The organism is Microbacterium sp. AC026 (genome assembly GCF_979258475.1).
Map to the genome: position 1 here is coordinate 2,530,232 of NZ_OZ409857.1, position 13,135 is coordinate 2,543,366.

At 69.1% G+C, this 13,135-nt stretch carries 11 protein-coding genes and 1 pseudogene; 6 read left to right on the forward strand and 6 right to left on the reverse strand.

All coding sequences use genetic code 11. From position 1 onward, the window contains the following. Positions 1 to 5: 5 nt before the first annotated feature. From ACZZ93_RS12685 to ACZZ93_RS12700, 4 genes are read right to left on the reverse strand one after another with little or no spacing between them, the layout of a single operon-like run. Positions 6 to 737, reverse strand: a complete 732-nt coding sequence (locus tag ACZZ93_RS12685; protein ID WP_463511230.1) for a YdeI/OmpD-associated family protein — start codon at positions 735 to 737, stop codon at positions 6 to 8. A 1-nt stretch (position 738) separates the two neighbouring features. After that, positions 739 to 1,548 (reverse strand): HAD-IIA family hydrolase, encoded by an 810-nt coding sequence (locus tag ACZZ93_RS12690; RefSeq protein WP_053098019.1) that lies wholly within the window; start codon positions 1,546 to 1,548, stop codon positions 739 to 741. A 55-nt stretch (positions 1,549 to 1,603) separates the two neighbouring features. Further along, a complete protein-coding gene (locus ACZZ93_RS12695) occupies positions 1,604 to 2,236 on the reverse strand; it encodes a metal-dependent transcriptional regulator (protein ID WP_230101043.1) in 633 nt (210 codons plus the stop codon). 14 nt (positions 2,237 to 2,250) lie between these two features. Next, a complete protein-coding gene (locus ACZZ93_RS12700) occupies positions 2,251 to 2,553 on the reverse strand; it encodes a hypothetical protein (protein ID WP_053098017.1) in 303 nt (100 codons plus the stop codon). A gap of 158 nt (positions 2,554 to 2,711) precedes the next feature. Here ACZZ93_RS12700 and ACZZ93_RS12705 point away from each other — a divergent pair, with 158 nt between their 5' ends. Further along, positions 2,712 to 5,273 carry a rhamnogalacturonan lyase gene (locus ACZZ93_RS12705; RefSeq protein ID WP_463511744.1) on the forward strand — a complete coding sequence of 854 codons (2,562 nt, stop codon included), beginning with the start codon at positions 2,712 to 2,714 and terminating at the stop codon, positions 5,271 to 5,273. 99 nt (positions 5,274 to 5,372) lie between these two features. On the opposite strand, the gene ACZZ93_RS12710 is transcribed toward ACZZ93_RS12705, so the two are convergent. Then, the gene (locus ACZZ93_RS12710) at positions 5,373 to 6,662 is read right to left on the reverse strand and encodes an Nramp family divalent metal transporter (RefSeq protein ID WP_056280409.1); all 1,290 of its coding nucleotides are present in this window, start codon (positions 6,660 to 6,662) and stop codon (positions 5,373 to 5,375) included. Between the two features lie 69 nt (positions 6,663 to 6,731). On the opposite strand from ACZZ93_RS12710, the gene ACZZ93_RS12715 reads away from it, so the two are divergent. Then, a complete protein-coding gene (locus ACZZ93_RS12715; RefSeq protein WP_463511231.1) occupies positions 6,732 to 7,391 on the forward strand; it encodes a TrmH family RNA methyltransferase in 660 nt (219 codons plus the stop codon). A gap of 71 nt (positions 7,392 to 7,462) precedes the next feature. Continuing rightward, a complete protein-coding gene (locus ACZZ93_RS12720) occupies positions 7,463 to 7,930 on the forward strand; it encodes a VOC family protein (RefSeq protein ID WP_053098014.1) in 468 nt (155 codons plus the stop codon). Positions 7,931 to 8,004: 74 nt separating this feature from the next. On the opposite strand, the pseudogene ACZZ93_RS12725 reads toward ACZZ93_RS12720, so the two are convergent. Beyond that, positions 8,005 to 9,323 (reverse strand): annotated as a pseudogene (locus ACZZ93_RS12725) (MATE family efflux transporter). A 112-nt stretch (positions 9,324 to 9,435) separates the two neighbouring features. Here ACZZ93_RS12725 and ACZZ93_RS12730 point away from each other — a divergent pair. From ACZZ93_RS12730 to ACZZ93_RS12740, 3 genes are all read left to right on the forward strand, one after another. Then, the gene (locus ACZZ93_RS12730) at positions 9,436 to 9,996 is read left to right on the forward strand and encodes a DnaJ family domain-containing protein (protein WP_463511232.1); all 561 of its coding nucleotides are present in this window, start codon (positions 9,436 to 9,438) and stop codon (positions 9,994 to 9,996) included. Positions 9,997 to 10,037: 41 nt separating this feature from the next. Next, positions 10,038 to 12,002 carry a M13 family metallopeptidase gene (locus ACZZ93_RS12735; RefSeq protein ID WP_463511233.1) on the forward strand — a complete coding sequence of 655 codons (1,965 nt, stop codon included), beginning with the start codon at positions 10,038 to 10,040 and terminating at the stop codon, positions 12,000 to 12,002. A 179-nt stretch (positions 12,003 to 12,181) separates the two neighbouring features. Next, positions 12,182 to 13,105: a serine hydrolase gene (locus ACZZ93_RS12740; protein ID WP_394195444.1), complete on the forward strand. Its 924-nt coding sequence runs from the start codon at positions 12,182 to 12,184 to the stop codon at positions 13,103 to 13,105. The last annotated feature ends 30 nt before the right edge of the window (positions 13,106 to 13,135 follow it).

The window sequence follows — 13,135 nt, forward strand, 5'->3', positions numbered from 1 at the left end:
GGCGCTCAGCGCTTGCGGTCGTCGTCGTCCCAGGGGCCTTCCCACCAGCCGGCGCGCCCATCGCCGCCGCCGCCTCCGCGGCGTCGGGAGCGGAAGAACTGCACCACCCACACGGTCAGCGTGCTGAGGAGGATCAGGAAGATCACCAGGAACAGCAGGTCGGACTGGTTCATGGGCGTTTCCTCCGCGGCATCCGCCACGATCTTGGCGATCCGAGCGGACCGCGTCTCGGCACGCTTCGCCATCGCGATGTGCGTCAGGCCGAACTTCTTGACCGACTTCGGAAAGGCGTCCCAGTGGGCCCGCGCGGCGGGCAGGGCATCCAGCGCCTCCGTCAGTTCGGGCGGCTCGATCCCGGCTTCCGGGCCGTCGAGCAAGGTCCACGACCCGTCCGCCTTCGCGGACTCGAGTACGCGGATGCCGGCCGGTGCGAGCTGTCCGGCGGCCTCGAGGTCGATCAGTCTCGCCTTGTTCGTCGCTGCCCATCCGCTGCCGCGTCGTCGGGGTGAGAACCACTGGCCCACCGTCTGGTCGTCGAAGGTGCGCACCGGACCGTCGATCCATCCGAAGCACAGAGCCTGACGCACGGCATCGTCGTATCCGACACCTCCGGCCCGGTTGCCGCGAACGCTCAGCAGCCAGACTCCCGCGATGCGCTCATGATGCTCCTCGAGCCAGGCGCGCCACGCGGACGCATCCGCTGCGACGACCCGCTCTCCTTCGTCGAGCGCGCCCACGTCAGTCCTCGTCGAGCGTCGGAATCGACTCGGTGACGGTGGGCAGCAGGTCGGCGACCGAGTCGACGATCTCGTCGGGCCGGAACGGATACTTCTCGACCTCGGCCTCGTCGCTGATGCCGGTCATCACGAGCACGGTGTGCAGCCCCGCCTCGATGCCGGCGATGATGTCGGTGTCCATCCGGTCGCCGATCATGCCGGTCTTCTTCGAGTGCGCGCCGATCTTGTTGAGCGCCGAGCGGAACATCATCGGATTCGGCTTGCCGACGACATACGGCTCCTTGCCCGTCGCCTTGGTGATGAGCGCCGCGATCGCGCCGGTCGCCGGCATGACTCCGTCGGCCGAGGGGCCCGTCGCATCGGGGTTCGTCACGATGAAGCGCGCGCCCTTGATGATGAGTCGGATCGCCTTGGTGATCGCCTCGAACGAGTAGTTGCGAGTCTCACCGACGACCACGAAGTCGGGATTCGTCTCGGTCATGATGAACCCGGCCTCGTGCAGGGCCGTGAGGATGCCCGCCTCGCCGATCACGAAAGCTGAACCGCCCGGCAGCTGCTGCGCGAGGAAGTCCGCGGTGGCCAGCGCCGAGGTCCAGATCCGCTCCTCGGGCACGACGAGTCCGCTGGCGCGGAGGCGGGCCGACAGGTCTCGTGCCGTGAAGATCGAGTTGTTCGTCAGCACGAGGTACGGGATGTCGTTCTGCTCCCACCCGGCGAGCAGCTCGGACGCGCCGGGAATGGCGTCGTTCTCATGCACGAGCACGCCGTCCATGTCGGTCAGCCAGCATTCGATGTTGTCGCGGTGTGCCATGAGCACAGCTTATGGGGCGGCGATTACGGGCAGGTGTCAGGTTGTGGCGAGGCTGTCAGGCGCTGAGCCAGACCACCTCTGCGGCGCCGTCAGGAAGCGTCGTCTCGACGCCGTCGAGCTCGATGCCCCGGTCCGTGGTCGTGATGCTCGCCGCGACGGCGACGCCAGCCGCCTCGAGGGCGCGCAGCAGCTCGGGGTCGCGGTCGTCGACGCGCAGCACGCGGCCGACGTGACCCACCGGCGCGTCGGCGAGAAGGATGAAGGGCTCGCGTTCGACGACGCCCGCGGCATCCGGGATCGCGTCGCCGTGCGGGTCGAATCGTGGCCGGCCGAGGCGTGCGTCGATGCCCTCGAGAAGGCGGTCGCTGATCGTGTGCTCGAGCACTTCGGCCTCGTCGTGCACCTCGTCCCAGCCGTAGCCGAACTCCTGCACCAGCCAGGTCTCGATCAGGCGGTGGCGTCGCACCATGGCCAGGGCGCGCTGCGTGCCGGCATCGGTCAGCCGAACCGCACCGTAGGGCACGTGCGAGACGAGGCCCGCGGCGGCGAGCTTCTTGACCATCTCGGTCACCGAAGACGGAGCGATGCCGAGCTTCGCCGCGAGCACCGACGGGGTGATCGGCGCGTCCTGCCACTCGGTGTGCGCGTAGACGGTCTTCAGGTAGTCGTCTGCTGCGGGGGATGCCACTCGTCCAGCCTAGATCAGGGGTTCGCGACGTCGACGAGGATGCCGAAGGCGACCTGGCCGGCGAAGAACACGATGAGGAAGCCCAGCAGAGCGGCGAAGAGCGAGAGGCGTCCGTCGAACCCTTCGATCTCGGCGATGCCGATCTTGCGGGCGCGGAAGGCCAGCACCAGCGTCGCGATGCCCAGCGCCAGCTGCACCCACGGGCCGCCGAACGGAAGCACGGTCGGGAAGGCGACGAGGAGGCCTCCGATCACGCCGGTCGCGATGCCGGTCCACGTGAGGATGCGGACGGTGCGGCGCGCGGGTTCGGCAGACATCCTTCGAGCCTAATCGCCTGGCGAGGGCGCCGTGGACGCTGTGAATCGTGTCAATCGGGCCCGATTCCTTGACGCGAGAGGAGCGCGGCGGGTAGCTTCGACCGGGCACGGGAAAACGCTATCCGAGCGGGCTGCAGGCCCAGAGATGGATTTCGATGATGAACATCCGACACCGATCATTCCGCGCCGTCGTGGCGGTGGCCGCCGCCGGCTGCCTCGTCGCGGGTGGTGCGCAGAGCGCGGCGGCGGCGTCACCCGCAGCCCCGGCCGCGGGTCGCCACGATCACGGCACCCCGGCACCGCAACTCGAGTCGCTCGACCGCGGACTCGTCGCCGTCTCGACCGCCGAGGGCGTCTTCCTCAGCTGGCGACTCCTTGCGACCGAGACGACGGGCGCGACCGAGACCGGCCTCGCCGGCCCCGACTTCGCCGTCTATCGCGACGGCGCGAAGGTCGCCACGGTCACCGACAGCACGAACTACGCGGATGCCGGCGGCTCCGCCACCTCGGAGTACTCCGTCGTCCCCATCGTGAGCGGCATCGAGCTGACGGCATCCGCGTCGGCATCCGTCACCGCCTGGGCCGACGGTCACCACGATCTGCCCCTGCAGAAGCCGGCCGACGGGGTGACGCCGAAGGGCGAGTCCTACACCTACTCGGCGAACGATGTCTCGGTCGGTGACGTCGACGGCGACGGGCAGTACGAGTACGTCGTGAAGTGGGACCCCTCGAACTCGAAGGACGTCTCGCAGCGCGGCTACACCGGGCCGGTCTATCTCGACACCTACGAGCTCGACGGAACGCTGCTGAATCGCCTGGACCTCGGCGTGAACATCCGCGCCGGAGCGCACTACACGCAGTTCCTCGTCTACGACTTCGACGGCGACGGCCGGTCCGAGACCATGCTGAAGACGGCGCCCGGCACGAAGTCGGTGCAGTATGCCGACGACGGCTCGGTCGCGAGCGAGTCGTACATCACTCTCCCCAAGGACGACCGCAAGGCCGGGTACTCGAACGACGACGACTACCGCCTGAGTGCCGCGGACTACGAGCAGCGTCTGGTCGAGATGTTCCTCGGGTGGAGTGACCGCGAGGAGGTCGTGTCGGGCCAGTGGCCGGCCACTCTCGAAGAGGCGTGGGGCATGCCCGTGACGCACGACTACCCGCTCTCGCCGGAGGCCGCGCAGGAACTGGCGACCACCTTCATCGACGTGTACGCGCCGAGCCGCAGCGCGCGCAACCTGCTGCGGGAGTTCGAGGGCTTCATCGTCGACGGACCCGAGTACCTCACGGTCTTCGACAGCGCGACCGGCAAGGAGCTGCAGACCATCCCGTATCCGACCGAGCGAGGAGACGACGGACTGCTGTGGGGTGACTACGCGATGTCGCGCATCGAGCCGGCGAACCGCGTCGACCGCTTCCTCGCCGGCGTCGGGTACCTCGACGGGCAGCATCCGTCGGCCGTCTTCGCTCGCGGGTACTACACGCGCACGACCGTCACGGCCTTCGACTGGGACGGCAAGCGCCTCACGGAGCGGTGGGGCGTCGACAGCGGCCACGTGCCGATGACGAACCCGTTCAACGACTCCCCGCACGGCCGGGACGGCACCGACCCCGAGTTCGGCACGATCACGACGCAGGGCGATCACTCGCTGAGCTTCGCCAACGTGGATGCCGACGGTAAGCAGGAGCTCGTCTACGGATCGGCGACGATCGACGACGACGGCAGCCTGCTGTACAGCTCGTTCGACGTGCTCCCCGAGGGCAGCGCCGATCCCGGGGCGACCGTGCGCCTGGGCCATGGCGACGCCATGCACGTGACCGATATCGACCCCAGCCGCCCCGGCCTCGAGATCTGGACGGCCCACGAGGGTGCGACGAGCGCACCGTACGGGTCGGTGATGCGTGATGCCGCGACGGGAGAGTCCCTGTTCGGGGCGTACTCGGGTCGCGACACCGGTCGCGCCATGATCGGCGACGTGCGTCCCGACGTGCCGGGTATCGAGGTGTGGTCGAGCATGCCAGGCGGCACCGAGGGCAGCGGACTCCTGAGCGCGACCGGCGAGGTGCTGCAGCCGGAGACGCCAGGCACCAACATGCCGATCCGCTGGGCGGGCGACCTGACGACGCAGCTCGTGAACGGCAGCGGCGCCCAGACGCCGACCATCGACGACTGGACCCGCGGGACGCTCGTCACCGCGACCGGAACGCTCACAAACAACGGCACGAAAGGCAACCCGTCGCTCGTCGCCGATGTGCTGGGGGACTGGCGTGAGGAGCTGCTCGTGCGCACCGTGGACTCGAGCGCGCTGCGGTTCTTCACGACGACCGAGCCGACGGCGCACAAGCTCACGACCCTGATGCACGACGTGCAGTACCGGGCCGAGACCGCGCGTCAGCAGACCACCTACAACCAGCCCGCGTACACCTCGTACTACCTGGCGAGCGACATCGACTGGTCGCAGGTGCCGGTGCTGACCGCGCCGACGACTCCGAAGGCTCCGACCTTCACCGACAAGCCGGGCACCTCCCGCGACGAGGTGAAGGTGCCGAAGAACGTGACAGGCATCAGCTACTACGTCAACGGCGAGAAGGTCGAGGCGCGGGGCGGCAAGGTGAAGGTGACGGGAGAGGTGACCGTCGTCGCCGTCCCCGAGCCCGGATGGCGCATCGCCGACGGCGCGACCTCGCAGTGGACCGAGACTCTCCGCTCTCGCTGACGGCGCGGTGACAGGACGCCGCCCCGAGCCGACTCTTCCCGTGCCGGCTCGGGGCGGTTCTGCGCGAACGGGTCGTGCTGCGCGCGCGGGTCCGGTCGCTCAGGCGCCCGTCAGCACCAACCAGAGCAGGGCGCCGTTGAGCGCGATGAGCAGAACGGATGCCACGATGCCCGCCGCCGTCGTCCAGGTGCGATTCGCCCAGACGCCGAGCGTGCGACGCTGCGCGGTGAGCGCGACGAGGGGGATCAGCGCGAACGGGATGCCGAATGAGAGGACGACCTGGCTGAGCACCAGCGCCAGCGTGGGATCGAAGCCGATGCCGAGGATCACCAGCGCGGGGATCAGGGTCACGAGTCGACGCGCGAGAAGCGGGATGCGCACGTGCAACAGGCCGTGCATGATCTCCGCTCCCGCGTAGGCACCGACGGATGTCGAGGCGAGACCGGAGGCCAGCAGCCCGACCGCGAAGAAGGTCGCGACGACAGGCCCGAGTCCCGCGGCGAGCGCGGCATGGGCGCCTTCGAGCGAATCCGTCCCCTCGACACCTGCCAGGTTGGCGGCCGCGAGCAGCAGGATGCCGAGGTTGACGGTGCCCGCGATCACCATCGCGATCGAGACGTCCCAGCGGGTCGCCGTGAGCAGGCGACGGATGCGCGAGGTCTCGGTTCGCGCAGTCTCCGTCGGCCCGTGCGCCGCGGCGGCACCGAACCGATCGCGAGTGAGCGAGGAGTGCGCGTAGATCGCGTGCGGCATGATCGTCGCGCCGAGGATGGAGGCGGCGAGGAGCACCGATCCGGTGCCCTCGAAACGGGGCACCAGGCCACCGACGATGCTCGCGGCATCCGGCGGTGCGATGAAGAGCCCGGCGACGAAGCCGACCGCGATGATCACCATGAGCCCGATGATCACGAACTCGAAGGGCCGAGCGCCGCGGCGGCTCTGCACCGTCAGCAGGACCATCGACACGGCGCCGGTGATGATCCCTCCGAGCAGCAGCGGGATGTCGAACAGCAGGTAGAGGGCGACCGCGCCGCCGATGACCTCGGCCAGATCTGTCGCCATCGCGACGAGCTCGGCCTGCAGCCAGTAGGCCCGACGGGCCCACGGCTTCGTGAGGCGCGCACCCAGCACCTCGGGGAGACTCTGCCCCGTGACGACGCCGAGCTTCGCCGACAGGTACTGGATCAGCCAGGCCATCACGTTGCCCGCCACCACGACCCAGACCAGCAGATACCCATACTGCGCGCCGGCGGTCATGTTGCTCGCGACGTTGCCCGGATCGAGATACGCGACACCGGCGACCAGCGCGGGTCCGAGGAGCCAGAGGCTGCGCGGCGCGGTGGCGCGGGTGGGCGTCGGCCCCTTCTCGACGACAGCATTTTTCGGCATGCCGAAATCGTAGCGGATATTTCGGTGTACCTAAATCGCTGTTGCGGATGCGCCGGATAGCCTGGCTGGATGGATGAGCAGGCGCCCGCGGATGCAGCGGAGACAGGCGGATCGTCGGCCCAGCCCGGATACGGGGTCGGACCCTGGCCCGGCGGCGAGGTCGAGTGGCCTGCGGGGGAGCAGTACGACCCCGAGCTGCTGGCCGTCGGAGACACGCGGAACGTGATCGATCGCTACCGCTACTGGCGGATGGACGCGATCGTCGCCGACCTCGACACAAAGCGGCATCCGTTCCACGTGGCCATCGAGAACTGGCAGCACGACATGAACATCGGCTCGATCGTGCGCAGCGCCAACGCGTTCCTCGCCGACACCGTGCACATCATCGGCCGGCGCCGGTGGAACAAGCGGGGCGCCATGGTCACCGACCGGTATCAGCACGTCGTGCACCATGAGGACGTCGAGGCCTTCACCGTCTGGGCGACCGCCGAAGGCCTGCCGATCGTCGCCGTCGACAACGTCGAGGGCGCAGTGCCCGTCGACCGCGCGGAGCTGCCGCAGAGCTGCGTGCTGCTGTTCGGTCAGGAGGGACCGGGTCTCTCGGATGCCGCGCTCGCCGCGGCATCCGCCCACATCGAGATCACGCAGTACGGCTCGACCCGGTCGATCAACGCGAGCGCGGCCGCCGCGGTGATCATGTACGAGTGGTGCCGGAGGCATGCGGGCTGACGGCGGCGTCGGACCCTCTCGACACGATGCCTGCTCGGGCGTAGCGTGAGTGCCGATCTGAGGAGGTCGACATGGCAGCGATCAGTTCCATCCGCCCGTTTCTCTGGTTCGACGGGCGGGCGCAGGAGGCGATGGAGTACTACGTCTCGGTGTTCCCGAACTCGTCGATCGACCAGGTGGTCCTGTACCCCGACGAATCGCTCGATCGACATTTCGAGGGCATGAGCGGCAAGGTCCTCAACGGCGACTTCACCCTGAACGGCTCGCCGTTCGGCTGCCTCGACGGAGGCCCCGAGTTCGCGTTCAACGAGTCGATCTCCTTCGTGATCGGGTGCGAGGATCAGGCCGAGATCGACCACTACTGGCAAGCCCTCTCGGCCGTGCCGGACTCGGAGGCCTGCGGCTGGTGCAAGGACAGGTTCGGAGTGAGCTGGCAGGTCGTGCCGGCCGGTCTGGATCTGCTCCAGCAGAGGCCAGAGCAGATTCAGGCGCTCATGCACATGAAGAAGATCGTGATCGCCGAGCTCGAGAACGCCTGATCCCTCGCGGCATCCTCAGTTCCCGAGATTCCCGGATACGTGCAGAAGTCCGGAGTCGCAGCGATCGTTCAGTGCTAGACGCCGGCGGTGACCCAGCGACCCGAGCGCACGCGCCAGCCGAGAGTGCCCAGCCGAGCGAGCAGGTAGATGCCGAAGAAGGCGATGGCGAGCCAGATGAGGCCCGCTGACGCATCGACTCCGCTCGCGGCGATGATCCAGAGTGCCGGCAGGAACGGCACGAGATTGATCCCGCCGGCGATCGCGAGGTAGCGCGCGTCGTTCGCCCCCATCAGCACTCCGTCGAGCACGAACACCACCCCGGCGATCGGCTGCGCGAGCGCGAGGATCAGCAGCGCCGGCTGCACGAGCGCCGCGATCTCGGCGTCGCCGGTGAACACGATCCCGAGGACTCCGGAGAGTGCAGCGATGACAGCCCCGACCACGACGCCGAACCACGCGCCCCAGGCCACGGTGCGTTTCAGCACCCGATGCACCTGTCGCTCGTCGCCGGCACCGAGCTCTTTGCCGATCAGCGCCTGTGCGGCGATCGCCAGCGCGTCGAGCGCGAATGCCGCCGCCGAGAAGATCGTGAAGACGATCTGCCATCCGGCGAGCTCCTCGGTGCCGATGCCGGTGGCGACGGCGACCGTCGCGAGCAGAGCGACGCGCAGGCTCACGGTGCGCAGGAACAGCCAGCCGCCCGAGCGCGCTGTGCTGCCCATGCCGTCCCGTCGGGCTTTCAACGATGCGTCGTGCCTCGCCGCGAGCCGCCGGATCACGAGGACGTATGCGCCGACCATGCCCCACTGGGCGACGACCGTGCCGGCCGCCGAGCCGGCGATGCCCCAGCCCAGCCCGTAGATGAACACCACGTTGAGCAGCGCGTTGGCACCGAACCCGAGGCCGGCGATCCACAGGGGAGTCATGGTGTCCTGCATCCCGCGCAGCAGCCCGGTCGCGGCGAACACGATGAGCATCGCCGGGAGCCCCCACATCGAGACGACGAGATAGGCGTTGGCATCGGCGGCCACGGCGTCGCTCGCGCCGAACAGCGAGACCAGCCAGGGGAGGATGCCGCGCCTGCGGCGGCGAGCACGGCCCCGATCGCGAGGGCGAGCCACATGCCGTTGATGCCGACCGAGACGGCCTCGCCCGGTCTGCCGGCGCCGAACAGTCGGGCCACCGCCGGGGTCGTCGAGTAGGCGAGGAAGACCATGAGTCCGACGATCGTCTGCAGCACCGCACCCGCGATGCCCAGGCCCGCGAGCGGCGTCGTGCCGAGATGTCCGACCAGCGCCGCGTCGACGATGAGGAACGCCGGTTCTGCGATCAGGGCGCCGAGCGCGGGGACGGCGAGGCGCAGGATCTCGCGGTTGAGAGTGCGCTCGGTCATCCTCCGAGCCTATGGGCTGGCGCGGACAGCAGGCGGTGCAGCACGCCCGCTCCGCCCTCCGGATCCGGTGCGGTCGTACCCTGGAAGGACCAGGATGCGACGGAGGTGCATCATGACGGATCCACGGGAGGCCGCGGCGCGGTACCGTGCGCGGCAGCGAAGCCGGGGGGACGACGAGGACGACACCGTCTCCGGTGCAGAACCGGGCATCGCCGCAGCCACGGATCGAGCCGCCTTCATCGAGACGGCGATCCAGGTCGCGATCCGCCGGGGCGATTTCGACGATCTCCCCGGTGCGGGCAAGCCCCTCGAGGGACTCGGAACGCACCACGACCCCGACTGGTGGATCCGCCGCAAGATCGAGCAGGAGAACCTGACGGGTCTCGGTCCGCCGGCGATCCTGTTGCGCACCGAGGATCGCGAGCTCGACGACCAGCTCGACCTGCTCGGTCGCGAGGCCGACGTGCGGTCGGTGCTCGAGGACTTCAACGGTCGGGTGCTCGAGGCCCGACGCCAGCTGCAGGGCGGTCCGCCTGTCGTGACGAGTCCACGCGACATCGACGCCGAGGTGGCGGCGTGGGCCGCGCGACGCGCGGCGCGCTTCGCGGCGCGTGCTGCGGAGACGCCGGAGCAGCCCCGGCGACGACGGTTCGGCCTCCGGCGCAGGGCGTGACCCGTCCCCCGAATGTCGGAGCGACGCATAGGCTGGTCGGCATGACCGACGTGCTCCCCTCTGGCCTTGAGACCTCCGAGTTCAGCTCCGACATCCGCCCGCAGGACGACCTCTACCGCCATGTCAACGGCGCCTGGCTCTCCCGCACCGAGATCCCCGGCGACAAGGCGCGGTGGGGGTCCTTCCATCTGCTGGCCGAGCAGGCGGAGAAGGACGTCAGGGCGATCATCGAGGAGTCGCAGGATGCCGAGCCCGGCACTCTCGCCCGCAAGATCGGCGACCTGTTCGCCAGCTTCATGGACACCGAGCGCATCGCCGCCGCCGGGGTGACGCCCCTCGCCGAGACGCTCGCCGAGATCGACGCGATCGACGGCATCCCCGCGTTCCTGCGCACGGTCGGTGCCTACGATCGCGACGGCCGGGCGCACCTGATCGGGTTCTACGTCGACGGCGACCCGGGCAACCCGGAGCGCTACCTCCCGGTGGTCGTGCAGTCGGGCCTGTCGCTGCCGGACGAGAGCTACTTCCGGCTCGACACCTTCGCCGAGACCCGGGCGGCGTACCGCGCGCACCTCGAGCGACTGCTCGCGCTCGCCGGAGTCGCGGATTCCGCGGGCACCGCCGACCGCTCGATCGCCCTCGAGACCGAGCTCGCCGGGCACCACTGGGACAACGTGCGCAGCCGCGATGCCGTCGCCACGTACAACCTGAAGACCTGGGCCGAGATCCAGGAGCTCGCCGGTGTCGACCTCGAGCCGTGGCGCGATGCCGTCGCTCCCGGCCACCCCGAGGCGTTCGCCGAGGTCGTGGTCTCGCAGCCGAGCTTCCTCGAAGGCCTCGGGTCGCTGCTGACCGCCGAGCGTCTCGACGAGTGGAAGGCCTGGCTGCGCGCCCAGGTCGTGCATGCCGCGGCTCCGTATCTGACCGACGACTTCGTGCAGGAGAACTTCTCGTTCTACGGCACCGAGCTCACCGGCGTCCCCTCGATCCGCGAGCGCTGGAAGCGCGGTGTCTCGGTGACCGAGAGCGCACTGAGCGAGGCGATCGGCAAGGTCTACGTCGAGCGGCACTACCCGCCGACGGCGAAGGCCGCGATGGATGAGCTCGTCGGCAACCTCATCGAGGCCTACCGGCAGAGCATCACCGACCTCGAATGGATGACGGCCGAGACCCGCGAACGCGCACTCGCCAAGCTCGACTCCTTCACGCCGAAGATCGGGCACCCTGCCGTGTGGCGCGACTACTCGAGCCTCGAGATCGACCGCGCCGACCTGTTCGGCAACGTGCGCCGTGCGGCGATCTTCGAGCACGACCGCAACGTCGCGAAGGTCGGCAAGCCGATCGACCGTGACGAATGGCACATGCCGCCGCAGATGGTCAACGCCTACTACAACCCCTCGATGAACGAGATCGTGTTCCCGGCGGCGATCCTGCAGTACCCGTTCTTCGACGCGTCGCGCGACGCGGCCGCCAACTACGGCGGCATCGGCGCGGTCATCGGTCACGAGATCGGTCACGGATTCGACGACCAGGGCAGCCGTTACGACGGTGACGGCAAGCTCGAGGACTGGTGGACGGATGCCGATCGCTCCGCGTTCGAGCAGCGCACCAAGGCCCTCATCGCGCAGTACGACGAACTCGTGCCTGAGGGACTCGCCGCCGAGCACCACGTCAACGGCGCGCTGACGATCGGTGAGAACATCGGCGACCTGGGCGGTCTCGGCATCGCGCTCAAGGCGTATGAGATCGCACTCGACGGCGCCGAGGCGCCGGTCATCGACGGCTACACCGGCGTGCAGCGCCTCCTGCTGTCGTGGGCGCAGGTCTGGCAGCAGAAGAGCCGCGACGCCGAGACGCTGCGCCTGCTCACGATCGATCCGCACTCTCCGAACGAGTTCCGGTGCAACCAGATCGTCCGCAACATCGATGCGTTCTACGAGGCGTTCGACGTGACCGAGACCGACGCGCTGTGGCTGCCGCAGGACTCGCGCGTGACCATCTGGTGAGCGCTCCGGCCTCGGCGATCGCGCCGGGTCGGGGTGCCCTGCTGTCTGCCGGATGACGTTCTGATGACCGTATACCGGAGTATGTAGGGCATCCTCACCTGGCGGGGTTACGATATCCGTGCTGCGGCGGATGGACACCGCAGCATCCCGCCAATCCAACCCCCTGTTAAGGATCACGCGTGGGTGCTTCCGAGCCTGCCGACGGCCCGCCACTGGCCTCGCTGCGCCGCTCTCAGCGGACCAGCCGACGCTTGCCGCGCCGTGCTGCCGCAGGGCGCAGGTCGTTCACCTCGACCTTGCGGGCGCTCGAACAGCTGGCGGATGCCGGGGCCCAGGTATCGGTGCATGTCGTCGATCTCGACAACCACACGCACGTCCTCGCGGGCGACGACCATGTGACCATGCCGGTCGCCGGACTCGGTGTCGTGCCCCTGCTGATCGAGGTGGCGGCCGCGTTCGAGGCGGGCACGCTCGATCCGCTCGAGATCGTCGAGCGCACCGCCGTCGATCCGGTGTCGACGTCGGGGCTCTGGCGCCACCTGCACGCGCCCGCCCTGCCGCTCGAAGACCTCGCCGTGCTCGCGGCCACGGCCGGCGACCCCATCGCGGTCAACGCTCTGCTGCAGCGGGTCGGTCACGACCGGGTGCGCGAGCGCATCGAGACTCTCGGACTGCGCCGCACCGCGGTTCTCGACCGATTCCGTGACGAGCGCGGCCCCGATGATGCTCCGCACGTCGCCGTGGGCTCTGCACGCGAGTTCGCGGGTCTCTTCTCGGCACTCGTGAATTCCCAGGTGGTGGGGGCGTCGGTGAGCGCTCAGGTGTCCGAGTGGCTGAGCCTCAATCAGGATCTGAGCCTGGTGGCATCCGCCACCGGCCTCGACCCGTTCGCACACGACCACGACGCGCACGGCCTGCTGTTCATCAACAAGACCGGCCGCGACCGCGGCGTGCGTGCCGAAGCGGGAGTGCTCGCCGGGCCGCGCGCGGGTGTGGCCTACTCCCTGATCGTCTGCTTCGACGATCTGTCGATCACGCACCGACTCCGCGCGCACGACGCCTTCCGCGTCCTCGGGGTCGAGCTCATGGAGTACACCCACTGATCGCATTCCACGCCCGACGCGACGTCGGCC